This is a genomic window from Pseudomonas serboccidentalis, assembly GCF_028830055.1.
Taxonomy (GTDB): domain Bacteria; phylum Pseudomonadota; class Gammaproteobacteria; order Pseudomonadales; family Pseudomonadaceae; genus Aquipseudomonas; species Aquipseudomonas serboccidentalis.
The window spans coordinates 5,507,439-5,524,566 of the sequence record NZ_CP101655.1; the positions used below are offsets into that span (position 1 = coordinate 5,507,439).

Here is a 17,128-nt window from a genome sequence, read left to right on the forward strand (position 1 = left end):
GTGCCGCTCCGGTCGCACGCCTGATATACAGATAAGTCCTGATCACGATGGCCCTACTGCAGATCGCCGAACCCGGCCAAAGTCCTCAACCGCACCAGCGTCGTCTGGCTGTGGGGATCGACTTGGGCACTACCAATTCGCTGGTCGCTGCGTTGCGCAGTGGTCTTTCCGAGCCACTGGCCGACGCTGACGGGCAGGTCATTCTGCCGTCCGCCGTGCGTTATCACGCCGATCGCGTCGAGGTTGGCGAGTCGGCCAAGCTGGCCGCGTCTTCCGATCCCTTGAACACTGTGCTGTCGGTCAAGCGCCTGATGGGGCGTGGTCTGTCCGACGTCAAGCAATTGGGCGATCAACTGCCGTACCGCTTTGTCGGCGGCGAATCGCACATGCCGTTCATCGACACCGTGCAAGGGCCGAAAAGCCCGGTCGAAGTCTCCGCCGATATCCTCAAGGTGCTGCGTCAGCGTGCTGAAGCCACCTTGGGCGGTGAATTGGTTGGCGCGGTGATCACCGTGCCGGCGTATTTCGACGATGCTCAGCGCCAGGCCACCAAAGACGCGGCAAAACTCGCCGGTCTGAACGTGCTGCGTCTGCTCAACGAGCCGACCGCTGCCGCCGTGGCTTATGGTCTGGATCAACATGCCGAAGGCCTGGTGGCCATTTATGACCTGGGCGGCGGTACCTTCGATATTTCGATTCTGCGTCTGACTGGCGGTGTTTTCGAGGTGCTGGCCACTGGTGGCGATAGCGCACTGGGCGGCGACGACTTCGATCACGCGATTGCCGGCTGGATCATCGAGAGCGCCGATCTGTCCGCCGACCTCGATCCGGGCGCACAACGCAATCTGCTGCAAACCGCGTGCGCGGCCAAAGAAGCCCTGTCCGATGCGGCCAGCGTTGAAGTCGCCTACGGTGACTGGAAAGCGCAGTTGACCCGCGAAGCCTTCGATGCGCTGATCGAGCCGATGGTTGCGCGCAGCCTGAAAGCCTGCCGCCGTGCCGTGCGTGATTCCGGTATCGAGTTGGAAGACGTGCACGCCGTGGTCATGGTCGGTGGTTCGACCCGTGTGCCGCGTGTTCGCGAAGCCGTTGCCGAAGCCTTTGGTCGTCAGCCTTTGACTGAAATCGACCCGGATCAAGTGGTGGCCATCGGGGCCGCGATCCAGGCGGATACGCTGGCTGGCAACAAGCGCGATGGCGGCGAACTGCTGCTGCTCGACGTGATTCCGCTGTCCCTGGGGCTGGAAACCATGGGCGGGCTGATGGAAAAGGTGATTCCGCGCAACACCACCATCCCGGTTGCCCGCGCTCAGGACTTCACCACGTATAAAGACGGCCAGTCGGCCATGGCGATCCACGTGTTGCAGGGCGAGCGCGAGCTGATCAGCGACTGCCGCTCTCTGGCGCGCTTCGAGCTGCGCGGCATCCCGGCAATGGTGGCTGGCGCGGCGAAGATTCGCGTGACCTTCCAGGTCGATGCCGACGGTCTGCTCAGCGTGTCTGCCCGTGAACTGGGGTCGGGCGTTGAAGCGAGCATTCAGGTCAAGCCGTCCTACGGCCTGACCGACGGCGAAATCGCCAAAATGCTGAAAGATTCGTTCCAGCACGCCAACGACGACAAGGTCGCCCGTGTTCTGCGTGAACAGCAAGTCGATGCCCAGCGCCTGATCGAAGCGGTGCAGGGCGCTCTGGAGGCCGATGGCGAGCGCTTGCTCGATGCCGAAGAGCGCATGGTCATCGACCTGCAAGTGCAGGAACTCACCGAACTGATGAAAGGTACCGATGGTTACGCCATCGAGCAGCAGACCAAGCGTCTGTCGCAAGTGACCGATGCTTTTGCTGCCCGCCGCATGGACCTGACGGTGAAAGCCGCTCTGTCGGGGCGCAACCTGAATGAAATCGAGGATATCTGATGCCGCAGGTCATTTTTCTGCCCCACGAGAAGTTCTGCCCTGAAGGCATGGTTGTAGAGGCTGAGCCGGGCATTTCGATTCTCGAACTGGCTCATGAGCACCATATCGAGATGGAAAGTGCCTGTGGTGGCGTTTGCGCCTGCACCACGTGCCACTGCATCATCCGCGAGGGTTTCGACTCGCTGGAAGAGGCTGACGAGCTGGAAGAAGACTTCCTCGATCGTGCCTGGGGCCTGGAAGCGCAATCGCGCCTGGCCTGTCAGGCTATCGTCGGTGAGGAAGACATCACCGTCGAGATTCCGAAATATTCGCTTAACCATGCGGCCGAAGCGCCGCACTGACTGGTAAGACTGTCATGAGCTACGGTTGGAATGATGTTCAACGCATTGCAGAAGAATTGGCCGAAGCCAAGCCGGATGTAGATCCGCTTTCTGTCAATTTCGTCGACCTGCAGCGATGGATCATGGAACTGCCTGACTTCGACAACACCTCCGGCCGTGTCGGCGAGAAGGTGTTGGAAGCGGTTCAGGCGCTCTGGATCGAAGAAGTCGACTGATCGTCCTCGCAGGTTAGGCAATACCCAAGAACCCGCGTATAATTCGCGGGTTTAATTTTTCGCAAATTACTGTTTCTGGAGTTACACCATGGCTGTTCAACGTACTTTCTCCATCATCAAGCCTGACGCCGTTGCTAAAGGCGCTGCCGGCGAAATCGTTACCCGTTTCGAAAAGGCTGGTCTGAAAGTTGTTGCTTCGAAAATGAAGCAGCTGTCCAAAGCCGAAGCTGAAGGCTTCTACGCTGAGCACAAAGAGCGTGGTTTCTTCGGTGACCTGGTTGCTTTCATGATCTCCGGTCCAGTGGTTGTTCAGGTTCTGGAAGGCGAAAACGCTATCGCTCGCAACCGTGAGCTGATGGGCGCTACCAACCCTAAAGAAGCTGCTGCCGGCACCATCCGTGCTGACTTCGCTGAGTCGATCGACGCCAACGCCGTTCACGGTTCGGACTCCGAAGCCGCTGCTGCTCGCGAAATCTCGTACTTCTTCGCAGCTACTGAAGTAACCACTCGCTAAGCATTGGCTTAAGAGTGAAGGTGAATCCATGACTACATCGACTGTTAAAACCAACCTGCTGGGGCTGACCCAGCCGGAAATGGAAAAATTCTTCGACTCAATCGGGGAGAAGCGTTTCCGTGCCGGTCAGGTAATGAAATGGATTCACCACTTTGGCGTCGATGATTTCGACGCCATGACGAACGTCAGCAAGGCCTTGCGCGACAAGCTCAAGGCTATTGCCGAGGTTCGTGGTCCCGAAGTGGTCAGCGAGGACATTTCCAGCGACGGCACCCGTAAGTGGGTGGTGCGCGTGGCGTCCGGCAGCTGTGTCGAGACCGTGTACATTCCCCAGGGCAAACGCGGCACGCTGTGCGTTTCGTCCCAGGCAGGCTGTGCCCTGGACTGCAGTTTCTGCTCCACCGGCAAGCAAGGCTTCAACAGCAACCTCACCGCCGCCGAAGTCATCGGGCAGGTGTGGATTGCCAACAAATCTTTCGGCAGCGTCCCGGCCACTATCGACCGCGCCATCACCAACGTGGTGATGATGGGCATGGGCGAGCCGTTGCTGAACTTCGACAACGTCGTGGCCGCCATGCATCTGATGATGGATGACCTGGGCTACGGGATCTCCAAGCGCCGCGTGACCCTGTCCACGTCGGGTGTGGTGCCGATGATCGATGAGCTGGCCAAGCACATTGATGTCTCCCTGGCGTTGTCCCTGCACGCACCGAATGACGCATTGCGTAACCAATTGGTGCCGATCAACAAGAAATATCCGCTTAAGATGCTGCTCGAGTCGTGCCAGCGCTACATGTCCGCCCTTGGCGAGAAACGTGTGCTGACCATCGAGTACACCTTGCTCAAGGACGTCAACGACAAGCTTGAGCACGCGGTGGAAATGATCGAACTGCTGAAAGACATTCCGTGCAAGATCAACCTGATTCCGTTCAACCCGTTCCCGCACTCCGGGTACGAGCGGCCGAGCAACAACGCCATTCGTCGGTTCCAGGATCAGTTGCATCAAGCCGGTTTCAACGTCACTGTTCGCACCACCCGTGGTGAAGACATCGACGCCGCGTGTGGTCAATTGGTAGGGCAGGTGCTGGATCGCACCCGTCGCAGCGAACGTTACATCGCCGTGCGCGAGTTGAGCGCCGACAGCGATCTGGCACAGAACGCCGCGAACACTAACTAAGAGAGGATCTCTATGTCCCTGCGCTTTGCGCTGCTGTTGCTGATGGCCAGCCTGTGTGCTGGTTGTGTCCTGTCGGGTGACTACAACCCGATGAAGACCAGCAAGGGCCGCGATGAAGCGCGGGCTGCCTACGTGCAGTTGGGACTGGGATACCTGCAGCAAGGGATGACCGAGCGGGCCAAGGTGCCGCTGAAAAAGGCCCTGGAACTGGACGGTTCCGATCCTGATGCCAACGCCGCCCTCGGGTTGGTGTTCCAGGCCGAAATGGAACCGAAGCTGGCCGACGAACACTTTCGCAAAGCCTTGTCCTCCCGCCCCACCGATGCCCGTATCCTCAACAATTACGGCAGTTTTCTCTACGAAGAACAGCGTTACAAGGAAGCCTACGAGCGTTTTGAACAGGCAGCCGCCGATACCCTGTATCCTGAGCGTTCGCGGGTGTTCGAGAACCTCGGCATGACCGCGGCAAAGCTCGGGCAGCGGGAGCTGGCGCAGCAGCAACTGGAAAAAGCCCTGCGGCTGAACCGTCAACAACCGCGTGCCTTGCTGGAAATGGCTGAGTTGTCCTTCGAAGACAGGCATTATGTGCCCGCGCGTGACTATTACGACCGTTTCAGCCTGCTAACCGAGCAAAATGCACGTAGTCTATTGCTCGGCGTTCGGCTGGCAAAAGTGTTTGAAGATCGCGACAAGGCCGCCAGTTACGGCCTGCAATTAAAACGACTCTATCCCGGTACGCCGGAATATCAGCAATACCTGTCGGAGCAATGATGAAAGCGGCGCATCCCGAAGTTGTAGCAGCGACTCGCGTTAATCCCGGTGAGACTTTGCGCCAGGCCCGCGAAAGCAATGGCTGGTCGCTGGCCGAAGTGGCCCTCAAGCTCAACCTCACTGTGACTTCCCTGAGCAATCTTGAGGCTGGCGCTTTCGACAAGCTGCCGGGGCATACCTTCGCTCGCGGTTACATTCGCGCCTATGCCAAATTGCTCGGCATGGACCAGACCGTTCTGGTCCAGCAATTCGACCAGTCCACCGGCACCGACTCCCAGGGCAGCAATGTGCATGCGCTGGGTCGTATCGAAGAGCCTGTGCGGGTTTCCCACACCATTTTGCGAATCGTCAGCCTGCTGTTGCTGATCGCAGTCATCGGCGGCGGTTTCGTCTGGTGGCAGGATCAGACCTCGCTGCGCACCAAGGACTTGACCAGTCTGGCCCCGGAGCACGTTGAAGTCGAAGGCGCCGACGGCACCACGCAGATTCACCCGATCGACGAGCCGGAAGACCAGGCCGTTGCCGAAGGTCAGGCGGAGGGTGCAACCGCTCTGGCCCTGCCACAGTCGGAAACCACCGCTGAATCGACCGGTGCCGAGCCAGCCGCTCCGGCCGCAGCTCCAGCAGCACCGGTCGTAGCGCCAGTCGCACCGGCTCACACTCCGGCCCCGGTTGTCGCCACTCCGGCTGCACCGGCACCGAACGTTCCGGCCACCCCGGCGCCGACCGTTACCGCGCCAATCGTCCCGGCGACGCCTGCGCCAACCGCAGAAGCGGCGACTCCAGCTGCCGGTGACGGTCAGGTGCAACTGCAGTTCACCGCCGATTGCTGGGCGCAGGTCACCGATGGTCGCGGCAAGGTGCTGTTCAGTGGTCTGAAACACAAAGGCGACAGCGTCTCGGTTTCCGGCAAGCCGCCACTGGCGGTACGCCTGGGTGTGGCTCGCGCCGCACAGGTCAGCTACAACGGCCAACCGGTCGATATCGCTCCGTTCACCAGTGGCGAGACTGCTCGCCTGAAGTTGGGTCAATAAGTCATGCACGGCGAATCTCCAATCAAACGTCGCGTTTCGCGCAAGATCTGGGTCGGTAACGTGCCTGTTGGCGGCGATGCGCCTATCGCTGTGCAGAGCATGACCAACAGCGACACCAATGATGTCGCTGCCACCGTCGCCCAGATCAATCGTCTGGAAGCTGCCGGCGTCGACATCGTCCGCGTTTCGGTACCGGACATGGACGCCGCCGAGGCGTTCGGCAAGATCAAGCAACTGGTCAAGGTGCCGCTGGTTGCCGACATCCACTTCGACTACAAGATCGCCTTGCGCGTCGCCGAACTGGGTGTGGACTGCTTGCGCATCAACCCGGGCAACATCGGTCGTGAAGACCGTGTGCGCGCCGTGGTCGATGCTGCCCGTGACCGTGGGATCCCGATCCGTATCGGCGTCAACGCCGGTTCCCTGGAAAAAGACCTGCAGAAGAAGTACGGCGAGCCGACGCCGGCCGCGCTGGTCGAGTCCGCGCTGCGTCATGTCGAGCACCTCGAACGCCTGAATTTCCAGGACTTCAAGGTCAGCGTGAAAGCTTCCGACGTGTTCATGGCCGTAGAAGCCTACCGTTTGCTGGCCAAGGAAATCGTCCAGCCGCTGCACCTGGGCATCACCGAAGCCGGTGGATTGCGTTCGGGCACAGTGAAATCCGCCGTGGGCCTAGGTATGCTGCTCGCCGAGGGGATTGGCGATACTATCCGCATCTCGCTGGCGGCCGACCCGGTCGAGGAAGTGAAGGTCGGTTACGACATTCTCAAGTCTTTGCATCTGCGTTCCCGTGGCATCAACTTCATCGCCTGCCCGAGCTGCTCGCGGCAGAACTTCGATGTGGTCAAGACCATGAACGAGCTGGAAGGGCGCCTTGAAGACCTGCTGGTGCCGCTGGATGTCGCGGTGATCGGTTGCGTGGTCAACGGCCCCGGCGAAGCCAAGGAAGCCCATATCGGCTTGACCGGCGGCACGCCAAACCTGATTTACATCGACGGCAAGCCGTCGCAGAAACTGACGAATGACAATCTGGTGGACGAGCTGGAAAAGCTGATCCGCGAGAAAGCGGCCGAGAAGGTCGAAGCTGACGCAGCGGTTATCGCACGCGGCTGACCTGACTGAAGCGCCGAACGAATTTAAGGATTTAAAGTGAGCAAGTCTCTGCAAGCCATTCGTGGCATGAACGACATCCTGCCCGAACAGACCCCGCTGTGGCGTTATTTCGAGGGCACTGTCGCGCGTCTGCTGGATAACTACGGTTACAAGCAGATCCGCATGCCGATCGTCGAATTCACCGAGCTGTTCAAGCGCTCGATCGGTGAAGTGACCGACATCGTCGAAAAAGAGATGTACACCTTCGAAGACCGCAACGGCGACTCCCTGACCCTGCGTCCGGAAGGCACCGCGGCGTGCGTGCGTGCGGTGCTCGAGCACGGCATCACCGGTGGTGGTCAGGTGCAGAAGCTCTGGTACATCGGTCCGATGTTCCGTCACGAGCGTCCGCAGAAAGGCCGTTATCGCCAGTTCCACCAGATCGGTCTGGAGGTGTTCAACCTCGACGGTCCGGACATCGACGCCGAGCTGATCATCATGACCTGGCGCCTGTGGGGCGAGCTGGGCATTCGTGATGCGGTCAAGCTCGAACTCAACAGCCTGGGCACCAGCGAGTCCCGTGGTCGCTATCGTGAAGCGCTGGTCGAGTACCTCTCGGCGCACCACGACAAGCTCGACGAAGACAGTCAGCGTCGTCTGAAAACCAACCCGTTGCGCGTGCTCGACACCAAAAATGCCGACACTCAGGCGGTGCTGGTCGATGCGCCGAAAATGGCTGACTACCTGGACGACGAGTCCCGTGCCCACTTCGAAGGCCTGAAGGCCCGTCTGGATGCCGTCGGCATTCCCTACGTGCTCAACCCGAAACTGGTGCGCGGCCTCGATTACTACAGCAAAACCGTATTCGAATGGGTCACCGACAAGCTCGGCGCCCAGGGCACTGTCTGCGCGGGCGGTCGTTACGACGGTCTGGTCGAGCAGATGGGCGGCAAGCCGACCACCGGCGTTGGTTTCGCCATGGGCATCGAGCGTCTGGTATTGATGCTCGAAACCCTGGAGCAGATCCCGGAAGAAATCTCCCGTCAGGTCGACGTCTACCTCTGCGCCTTTGGCGAGCAGGCCGAACTGGCCGGTCTGGCACTGGCCGAGCGGGTGCGTGACCAGCTTCCAAACCTGCGTCTGCAAGTCAATGCCGGCGCCGGCAGCTTCAAAAGCCAGTTCAAGAAAGCCGACAAGAGCGGTGCGTTGTACGCACTGATCCTGGGTGACGACGAAATGGCCCAGCAAGTGGTAGGTTTCAAACCCCTGCGTGGCCAGGGCGAACAACAAAGCATTGCCTGGGATGCGCTTGCCGCTCACCTGGCCACCTGCGTCGTGCAGGGTTGAAGCTGTCTAAACAGCCGATTTAGCGATTAAGGAGTATTGGGGTGTCGAGTACCGAAGACGAACAGTTGGCGGATTTGAAGGACTGGTGGACACGCAACGGCAAACCTCTGGTCACCGGCGGCCTGTTGGCGCTGGTCATCGTGTTCGGCTGGCAGGCTTTTCACAAGTATCAGAGCAACCAGTCGCAAGGCGCCTCGGTGCTCTATCAGCAACTGCTGGAAACCACGCTGACCCCGGACGGCAAGCCTGACGCTGCACGCGTTGCGGATCTGGCCGGCAAGCTCAACAGCGAATTCGGCGGCACGGCGTACGCACAGTACGGCAGCCTGTTCGTGGCAAAAGTAGCGGTCGACAGCGGCAAGCTGGACGACGCGGCGACCGAACTCAAAGCCATCGTTGCCAAACCGGCCAACCCGGCGTTGGGCGAAATCGCCCGTCAGCGTCTGGCTCAGGTGCTGGGTGCGCAGAACAAGGCCGATGACGCCCTGAAGCTGCTCGACGGCGATGCCGACAAGGCGTTCCTGGCCACTCGTGAAGAACTCAAGGGCGACCTGCTGGTACAGCTGGGTCGTACTGACGAAGCGAACGCGGCGTATCAAAAAGCCAAGGCGGCACTGTCGGATGAAGCGGCAGTCGGTGGCCTTCAAATCAAGCTCGACGACCTGGCCAAAGGGGATGCGTGACGTGATCCGTTGGAAGCATGCAGCATTGCTGGCTCTGGCCATTCTGGCCGCGGGTTGCAGCAGCAACAGCAAAAAAGAACTGCCACCGGCCGAGTTGACCGACTTCAAAGAAGAAGTGGTTCTGCAAAAGCAGTGGAGCCGTTCGATCGGTGACGGTCAGGGCGAAACCTACAACATGCTGGTGCCGGCGATCGATGGTGACACCATCTACGCGGCCGATGTGACCGGCGTGCTGATGGCCATGGATCGCAGCAATGGCGACGTGAAGTGGAAAAAGGATCTTGAACTGCCTGTCTCCGGCGCCGTTGGCGTGGGTTATGGTCTGGTCACGATCGGTACCCTCAAGGGTGAAATCGTTGCCCTCGACGCCATCAACGGTGAAGAGAAGTGGCGCGCCCGGGTATCCAGCGAAGTCCTCGCGCCGCCGGCCAACAACGGCGACGTGGTGGTGGTACAGACTCAGGACGATCGCCTGATCGGCCTGGACGCGGCCACCGGCAACCGTCGCTGGACCTACGACAGCACCCCTGCGGTACTGACCCTACGCGGCACCAGCGCGCCAGTCGTGACCAACCGCCTCGCGGTGGCAGGCCTGTCGACCGGTAAAGTGGTTGCCCTGGACATTTCCAACGGCGTGCCGGTCTGGGAACAACGGGTCGCGATCCCGCAGGGTCGTTCGGAACTGGAGCGCGTGGTCGACATCGACGGCGGCCTGCTGCTGTCCGGCGAAACCCTGTACGTCGCCAGCTATCAGGGCCGCGTCGCGGCACTCGATTTGCAAAGCGGCCGTCAACTCTGGCAGCGCGATGCGTCGAGCTATGCCGGTGTCGCCCAAGGTTTTGGCAGCGTCTATGTGAGCCTGTCCTCGGGCACCGTTGAAGGCGTCGACGAGCGTTCCACCACCGCGCTGTGGAGCAACGATTCGTTGGCCCGCCGTCAACTGTCGGCGCCGGAAGTGTTCTCCAGCTATGTAGCCGTTGGTGACATGGAAGGTTACCTGCACCTGTTGAGCCAGGTGGACGGTCGTTTCGTGGGTCGTGAGCGTATCGACAGTGACGGCCTGCGTGCCCGTCCGCTGGTGGTGGGCAACACGATCTATGTGTATGGCAACAGCGGCAAACTGGAAGCCCTGACCATCAAGTAACAACTATGCTTGGGGTTTAACCCCCAAGCGGCCCCGGATTCATGGGGCTTGCAGCGCTTACAGGCGTTGCCCCGAGCACCAGCCGCTGCCTCGCAGCGGCTTTTGTATTTTCTGAAATAACGAAGTGGAGAGCCGCATGGTTCCCGTAATCGCCCTGGTGGGCCGACCTAACGTCGGCAAATCCACCTTGTTCAACCGCCTGACCAGGACACGTGACGCCATCGTCGGCGACTTGTCCGGTCTGACCCGTGATCGCCAGTACGGTGAGGCCAAGTGGCAAGGGCGTTCCTACATTCTGATCGACACCGGCGGTATCTCCGGTGACGAACACGGTATGGACGAAAAAATGGCCGAGCAGTCGCTGCTGGCCATTGAAGAAGCGGATGTTGTGTTGTTCCTGGTAGATGCCAAGGCCGGTTTCACCGCCGCCGACCAGATGATCGCCGAACACCTGCGCAAGCGTAACAAGCGTTCCCACGTGGTCGCCAACAAGGTCGACAACATCGACCCGGAAATGGCCCGCGCCGAATTCGCCCCGCTGGGCATGGGCCACGCGATCCCGATCGCCGGTGCTCACGGCCGTGGTATCACTCAACTGCTGGAAGCGGCACTGAGCGATTTCCCACGTGACGAAGACGAGCCGCAGGAAGGCGAAGAGGAAGAGATCGTCGCCGAAGGCGAGGAAGCCAAGCGCATTCCTGGCCCGAGCGAAAAAGACGGGATCAAGATCGCCATCATCGGCCGTCCGAACGTCGGCAAGTCGACCCTGGTCAACCGCATGCTCGGTGAAGACCGGGTAATCGTCTACGATCAGCCAGGCACCACCCGCGACAGTATTTACATCCCGTTCGAGCGTAACGACGAGAAGTACACGCTGATCGACACCGCCGGTGTGCGCAAGCGCGGCAAGATCCACGAAGAAGTCGAAAAGTTCTCCGTGGTCAAAACCCTGCAGGCGATCAAAGACGCCAACGTGGTGATCTTCGTGATGGACGCCCGCGAAGGTGTGGTCGATCACGACCTCAACCTGCTGGGCTTCGCGATCGAATCCGGTCGTGCGCTGGTCATCGCGATCAACAAATGGGACGGCATGACGCCAAGCGAGCGCGACTTCGTGAAAGTCGAGCTGCAGCGTCGCCTGTTCTTCGTTGATTACGCCGACATCCACTTCATCTCGGCGCTGCACGGTACTGGCGTGGGCAACCTCTACGCGTCGGTGCAGAACTCGTTCAAATCTGCGGTCACCCGCTGGCCGACCAGCCGTCTGACCCAGATTCTCGAAGACGCGGTCAGCGAACACCAGCCGCCGATGGTCAACAGCCGCCGGATCAAGCTGCGTTACGCTCACCTGGGTGGTGCGAACCCGCCGATCATCGTGATCCACGGTAACCAGATCGAGAAAGTGCCGAAGTCGTATGTGCGCTATCTGGAAAACACCTATCGCCGCGTTCTGAAGCTGGTCGGTACGCCGATCCGCATCGAGTTCAAGGGCGGCGAGAACCCGTACGAAGGCAACAAGAACACGCTGACCGACCGCCAGGTCAACAAGAAGCGTCGCTTGATGTCGCACAACAAGAAAGCCAGCAAGAAGCGCCGCGACAAGAAGTGATCAAGTGGGTTGTTCCCACAATGGCGTGGGAATACTCAACACTTCTGTAGGAGCTGGCGAAGCCTGCGATCTTTTGACTTTGCGTTGAAAACAAGATCAAAAGATCGCAGCCTGCGGCGGCTCCTACAAGGTTCGGCGACAAGAAGGGTGCTCAGTTGAGCGCCCTTTTTTTATGGGCGCCGGATGGGCTATCCTCGGGCTCTCCCGCGCCGCCGTCAGAGCCGGGTGTAGAGCAGGGAACCCCCGATGATCACCAGTAAGCTGCCGAATGTCGGCATCACTATTTTCACGCAGATGTCTCAGCTCGCGGCGCAGACCGGAGCCATCAACCTGTCTCAGGGTTTTCCTGATTTCGACGGCCCGCAGTCCCTGCGTGATGCGGTCGGTCGGCATATCGCCAGCGGCCATAACCAATATTCGCCGATGACGGGCCTGCCGGCCCTGCGCGAGCAGATCGCGGCGAAAATCGCTCGCAGTTATGGGGTGAAGGTTGATGCCGACAGCGAAGTGACGGTGACGCCGGGCGCGACCCAGGCGATCTTCTGTGCGATTCAGGCGGTTATCCACAGCGGCGACGAAGTGATCGTGTTCGACCCGTGCTATGACAGCTACGAACCGGCGACGGAGTTGGCGGGCGGTCGTTGCGTGCATGTGCAACTGAGCCCGGACGATTTCTCCATCGACTTCGACAAACTCGCCGCGGCCCTGAGTCCGCGCACGAAAATGATCGTCATCAACAGCCCGCACAACCCGAGCGGTGCACTGATCAGTCGCGCGGAGCTGGATCAACTGGCGCAGTTGATTCGTGGTCGCGACATCTACCTGATCAGCGATGAGGTGTATGAACACCTGGTATTCGACGGCGTGCCGCATGTCAGCGTGCTGGCCCATGAAGAACTGTATCAGCGCGCCTTCGTGGTCAGCTCGTTCGGCAAGACCTACCACGTCACAGGCTGGAAGACTGGCTATGTGGTCGCTCCGCCAGCGCTGACCGCCGAGCTGCGCAAGGTGCACCAGTACGTCAGTTTCTGCGGTGTCACGCCGCTGCAATACGCCTTGGCCGATTACATGGCCGAGCATCCGGAGCACGTTGAAGAGCTGCCGGGTTTCTATCAGGCCAAGCGCGACCTGTTCTGCGATCTGCTGGCACCGTCGCGATTCACCTTCACCCGCGTGACCGGCACCTACTTCCAGTTGGTCGATTACTCGCAGATTCGTCCTGACTTGAACGACGTCGACATGGCGATGTGGATGACCCGCGAGCACGGCGTGGCGAGCATCCCGGTGTCGGTGTTCTACCAGAATCCCCCCGAAGGCCAGCGCCTGGTGCGCCTGTGCTTTGCCAAACGCGAGGAGACGCTGCGCGAGGCAGCGGCAAAACTATGCGTGATCTGAGTGCTTTGCCCGACCTCAATCTGGCGCTGATCCAGACCAGCCTGGTTTGGCACGACCGTCAGGCCAACCTTGAACACTTCGACGCGCTGCTGGAGCAGGCCCGAGGGGCTGACCTGATTATTCTGCCGGAGATGTTCACCACCGGTTTCTCCATGGAGTCCGAGACCCTCGCTGAAGCCGAGAACGGCCCGACCCGCAAGTGGATGAAGGCGCAAGCCGCGAAGCTCAACGCGGTGATCACCGGCAGCGTGATCATTCAGGCCGCCGACGGCAGCCATCGCAACCGCCTGCTGTGGGCGCGCCCGGACGGTGAAGTCTGGCATTACGACAAGCGCCACCTGTTCCGCATGGCCGGCGAGCACAACCACTACACTCCCGGCGAGCGTCAGGTGCAGTTCGAACTCAAGGGCTGGCGTGTTCGCCCGTTGATTTGTTACGACCTGCGCTTCCCGGTGTGGAGTCGCGACGCCCAGGACACCGATCTGCTGCTGTACACCGCCAACTGGCCGGGCGCACGGCGTCTGCACTGGAACCGTTTGTTGCCGGCGCGGGCTATTGAAAACCTGTGCTATGTGGCGGCAGTGAATCGCGTCGGCACTGACGGCAAGGGGTTTGCCTATACCGGTGACAGTCAGGTGCTGGATTTCCAGGGCGAAACGTTGCTGGCGGCGGGGGAGGCGGACGGGGTGTTCAAAGCGGTGCTGGAAGCGGCGCCACTGGCGGCTTATCGCGAGCGCTTTCCGGCGAATCTGGATGCCGACACCTTCGAGTTCACCTGAAAAGTAAAAGATCGCAGCCTTCGGCAGCTCCTACAACGGGACGGCGTACATCCTGTAGGCGCTGCCGAAGGCTGCGATCTTTTGATCTTCAACAAAAAGGCCCCGGCGTTCGCACCCCGGGGCCTTTTGCATGTCAGCGAAGGCTTAAGCGGCTTTCGCTTCCGGCTGGCTCAACGAACGGTTCAGTGCACTGAACAGCGCCTTGAAGCTGGCGGTGGTGATGTTTTCATCGATGCCCACGCCGTGCACTGCACGCTCACCGTTTACTCGCAGCTCAATGTACGCGGCGGCCTTGGCGTTGGTGCCCGCGCCGATGGCGTGTTCGTTGTAGTCCATGATTTCCACCGGGATCGGCAGGCCGGCCACCAGGGCTTCCAGCGCACCGTTGCCCTTGCCACGCCAGTGCAGGTTGGTTTCGCCCTGACCCTTGCTCGCCACTTCCACTTCGACGGCGCTGTTGCCGTTTTCTTCCTGCAGGCGATGGCTGACCAGCGCGTAAGGAGTGTTGGCTTGCAGGTATTCGCTGATCAACAACGAATGGATCTGCTTGGCAGTCATTTCCAGGCCGAGACGATCGGTTTCACGCTGCACGACCTGGCTGAACTCGATCTGCATGCGACGTGGCAGGCTGATGCCGTATTCCTGTTCCAGCAAGTAAGCGATACCGCCCTTGCCCGACTGGCTGTTGACGCGGATCACCGCCTCGTAGCTGCGGCCGATGTCGGCCGGGTCGATCGGCAGGTACGGCACTTCCCACAGGGTGTCCGGTTTCTGCTGGGCGAAGCCCTTGCGGATCGCGTCCTGGTGCGAGCCGGAGAATGCGGTGTGGACCAGGTCGCCGACGTACGGGTGACGCGGGTGTACCTGGATCTGGTTGCACTCTTCGACGACTTTGCGCACGCCGTCGATGTCGGAGAAATCCAGCTCAGGGTCGACGCCCTGGGTGTACATGTTCAACGCCACGGTGACCAGGTCGACGTTACCGGTCCGCTCGCCGTTGCCGAACAGGCAGCCTTCGACGCGATCCGCGCCGGCCATCAGGCCCAGCTCAGTGGCGGCGACGCCGGTGCCACGGTCGTTGTGGGTGTGCAGGCTGATGATCACGCTGTCACGACGGTTGATGTTGCGACCGAACCATTCGATCTGGTCGGCGTAGATGTTCGGGGTCGCGCATTCGACGGTGGCCGGCAGGTTGAGGATCATCTTGTGCTCAGGCGTCGGGTTCCAGACCTCGATCACCGCGTCACAGACTTCCTTGGCGAACTCCAGCTCGGTGGCGCTGAAGGTTTCCGGCGAGTATTCGAAGGTCCACTCGGTGTCCGGCTGCATCGCCGCGTATTTGACGAACAGCTTGGCGGCGTTGACCGCGATGGCCTTGATGCCGTCCTTGTCCTGGTTGAAGACGATGCGACGGAAAGACGGCGAGGTGGCGTTGTACAGGTGAACGATGGCTTTCTTCGCCCCGCGCAGGGATTCGAAGGTGCGCTCGATCAAGTCTTCACGGCCCTGGGTCAGCACCTGAATGGTGGTGTCGTCCGGGATGTGGCCTTCTTCGATGAGGGTACGCACGAAGTCGAAGTCGGTTTGCGACGCGGCCGGGAACGAGGCTTCGATTTCCTTCACGCCCACCTGAACGAGGGTTTTCCAGAAGCGCAGCTTCTTCACCGCGTCCATCGGCTCGATCAGCGACTGGTTGCCGTCACGCAGGTCGGAGCTGCACCAGATCGGCGCGGCGTCGATGGTTTTCGACGGCCAGGTGCGATCCGGCAAGTTGATGACGGGAAACGCACGGTATTTCGAAGACGGGTCTTTGAGCATGCTCATCGGGAAATTCCTTATTGTCTGGGCCGAAAAGAGGCGGCCTGCCGGTGGAACGAATGTTCGGGGAAACGCGTGGGACGAGGCGCAGCGATTCAGCCCGGCAGTCGTGCGCTGACGAGGCACAGACTGCGGTGCTGGCGAAGCTGAATAAGGGTGTGAGAGGTTTTCATGTCTTCAACCCTAACCGCGAGGGGAGAGGATGGCAAGCAGTCGAAAAAAATTGAGAGGAATACTCGAAAAGCCGGATTTTGCGCGATTTTATTGTGGGATATACCGGTAATCTTCTGGATGCTTGCGCGAGGTTTGATTGGGGCGCAATCGGGGTTGATGGGGTTTCAGGGGGATTGCGGTGGCAGTGAGTCAGTCATCGCCAGCAGGCTGGCTCCCACAGTGGACCGTGTTCACAACACAAATCCAATGTAGGAGTGAGCCTGCTCGCGATTAGGCCAGAAGCCTCACTGGATAAATCAGGGCTGGAACGCACCAATGAAAATCGCCGGATCCACCCGCGCATCATTCAGGCTGATATTCCAGTGCATGTGCGGCCCGGTCGCCCGGCCGGTCGAACCGACCTTGCCGACCACCGCCCCACGGGCCAGTTGATCGCCAACCTTCACATCGATTTTCGACATGTGGCAGAACATGCTGATAAAGCCCTGCCCGTGATCGACAAACACCGTGTTGCCATTGAAGAAATAGTTGCCGGTCAGAATCACTTTACCCGCCGCCGGGGTCTTGATCGGCGTGCCGGCCGGTACTGCAAAGTCGAGGCCGGCGTGAGGATTGCGCTCCTCACCGTTGAAGAAGCGGCGTACACCGAACTTGCTCGACAGAGGGCCGTTGACCGGTTTGTCCAGCAGCAGGTTGCTCGGGGTGTTTGGGCTGAAGCTGCGGTAGGCCTTGATCTGTTCGGCCAGTTCACCCTCGATGCGCTTGAGGTTGGCCGGGTTCGGGTTGACCTGCTGGGTGTTCTTCAGGGTGATGTGCTGTTCCGGGTATTTCTTGTTACCGACAGTGAATGGCAGATTACGTCCGCCACTGCTGATCTGCTGGCTGCCGGGTTTGACCGTCAGCGGCACGCCGACAATCGCCAGCCAGTTGTTCTGTTCCTTGACCACCAGCACCGGTTTGCCCTGATAAGTGGCTTTCGGCGCCTGTGCGGCGCTGCCCAGATCAACCACCGCCACGCCGCCCGGCACCGGTTTGTTCAGCAGGCGGGTGATGTAGCTGTCGGCGTGGGCGTTGAAGGTGGTCAGGCACAGCAACAATAACGGAGCAAAAAAACGCGGCATG

At 60.3% G+C, this 17,128-nt stretch carries 16 protein-coding genes; 14 read left to right on the forward strand and 2 right to left on the reverse strand.

The genetic code is table 11. The features are described from left to right. Nucleotides 1–47 precede the first annotated feature (47 nt). The 14 genes from hscA to NN484_RS25195 all read left to right on the forward strand — a co-directional run bounded on the left by hscA (nt 48) and on the right by NN484_RS25195 (nt 14,014). Entirely contained in the window at nt 48–1,913 is a 1,866-nt protein-coding gene (gene hscA, locus NN484_RS25130; RefSeq protein WP_274658174.1) for a Fe-S protein assembly chaperone HscA, read from the forward strand. Beyond that, on the forward strand, nt 1,913–2,254 hold the full coding sequence (gene fdx / locus NN484_RS25135) for an ISC system 2Fe-2S type ferredoxin (protein ID WP_127648217.1): 342 nt from the start codon (nt 1,913–1,915) through the stop codon (nt 2,252–2,254). The genes hscA and fdx overlap by 1 nt, the downstream gene beginning before the upstream one ends. A gap of 14 nt (nt 2,255–2,268) precedes the next feature. Beyond that, nucleotides 2,269–2,469: a Fe-S cluster assembly protein IscX gene (iscX, locus tag NN484_RS25140; RefSeq protein WP_027619659.1), complete on the forward strand. Its 201-nt coding sequence runs from the start codon at nt 2,269–2,271 to the stop codon at nt 2,467–2,469. An 88-nt stretch (nt 2,470–2,557) separates the two neighbouring features. Next, on the forward strand, nt 2,558–2,983 hold the full coding sequence (ndk, locus tag NN484_RS25145) for a nucleoside-diphosphate kinase (RefSeq protein ID WP_003227894.1): 426 nt from the start codon (nt 2,558–2,560) through the stop codon (nt 2,981–2,983). Between the two features lie 28 nt (nt 2,984–3,011). Continuing rightward, nucleotides 3,012–4,160, forward strand: coding sequence for a dual-specificity RNA methyltransferase RlmN (gene rlmN, locus NN484_RS25150; RefSeq protein WP_003227893.1), 1,149 nt, complete (start codon nt 3,012–3,014; stop codon nt 4,158–4,160). Between the two features lie 12 nt (nt 4,161–4,172). After that, nucleotides 4,173–4,931 carry a type IV pilus biogenesis/stability protein PilW gene (pilW, locus tag NN484_RS25155; protein WP_127648219.1) on the forward strand — a complete coding sequence of 253 codons (759 nt, stop codon included), beginning with the start codon at nt 4,173–4,175 and terminating at the stop codon, nt 4,929–4,931. Next, the gene (locus NN484_RS25160) at nt 4,931–5,965 is read left to right on the forward strand and encodes a RodZ domain-containing protein (RefSeq protein WP_127648220.1); all 1,035 of its coding nucleotides are present in this window, start codon (nt 4,931–4,933) and stop codon (nt 5,963–5,965) included. The genes pilW and NN484_RS25160 overlap by 1 nt, the downstream gene beginning before the upstream one ends. A 3-nt stretch (nt 5,966–5,968) precedes the next feature. Next, nucleotides 5,969–7,078: a flavodoxin-dependent (E)-4-hydroxy-3-methylbut-2-enyl-diphosphate synthase gene (ispG, locus tag NN484_RS25165; RefSeq protein ID WP_025109215.1), complete on the forward strand. Its 1,110-nt coding sequence runs from the start codon at nt 5,969–5,971 to the stop codon at nt 7,076–7,078. A 36-nt stretch (nt 7,079–7,114) separates the two neighbouring features. After that, complete coding sequence (hisS, locus tag NN484_RS25170; RefSeq protein WP_007964435.1) at nt 7,115–8,404, forward strand: histidine--tRNA ligase; 1,290 nt, start codon at nt 7,115–7,117, stop codon at nt 8,402–8,404. A gap of 41 nt (nt 8,405–8,445) precedes the next feature. Next, complete coding sequence (locus NN484_RS25175) at nt 8,446–9,087, forward strand: YfgM family protein (protein WP_127648221.1); 642 nt, start codon at nt 8,446–8,448, stop codon at nt 9,085–9,087. Next, on the forward strand, nt 9,080–10,231 hold the full coding sequence (gene bamB / locus NN484_RS25180; RefSeq protein WP_127648222.1) for an outer membrane protein assembly factor BamB: 1,152 nt from the start codon (nt 9,080–9,082) through the stop codon (nt 10,229–10,231). Before NN484_RS25175 ends, bamB begins: the two co-directional genes overlap by 8 nt. Nucleotides 10,232–10,367: 136 nt before the next feature. Further along, the gene (gene der, locus NN484_RS25185; protein WP_025109212.1) at nt 10,368–11,840 is read left to right on the forward strand and encodes a ribosome biogenesis GTPase Der; all 1,473 of its coding nucleotides are present in this window, start codon (nt 10,368–10,370) and stop codon (nt 11,838–11,840) included. Nucleotides 11,841–12,086: 246 nt separating this feature from the next. After that, nucleotides 12,087–13,235, forward strand: coding sequence for a pyridoxal phosphate-dependent aminotransferase (locus NN484_RS25190; RefSeq protein ID WP_274658175.1), 1,149 nt, complete (start codon nt 12,087–12,089; stop codon nt 13,233–13,235). Then, on the forward strand, nt 13,223–14,014 hold the full coding sequence (locus NN484_RS25195; protein ID WP_274658176.1) for an amidohydrolase: 792 nt from the start codon (nt 13,223–13,225) through the stop codon (nt 14,012–14,014). Before NN484_RS25190 ends, NN484_RS25195 begins: the two co-directional genes overlap by 13 nt. Nucleotides 14,015–14,158: 144 nt before the next feature. Here the strand turns inward: NN484_RS25195 and leuA are convergent, their stop codons facing one another. Further along, complete coding sequence (gene leuA, locus NN484_RS25200; RefSeq protein WP_025109209.1) at nt 14,159–15,838, reverse strand: 2-isopropylmalate synthase; 1,680 nt, start codon at nt 15,836–15,838, stop codon at nt 14,159–14,161. A 464-nt stretch (nt 15,839–16,302) separates the two neighbouring features. After that, nucleotides 16,303–17,127: a peptidoglycan DD-metalloendopeptidase family protein gene (locus NN484_RS25205; RefSeq protein ID WP_007964447.1), complete on the reverse strand. Its 825-nt coding sequence runs from the start codon at nt 17,125–17,127 to the stop codon at nt 16,303–16,305. Nucleotide 17,128 lies beyond the last annotated feature (1 nt).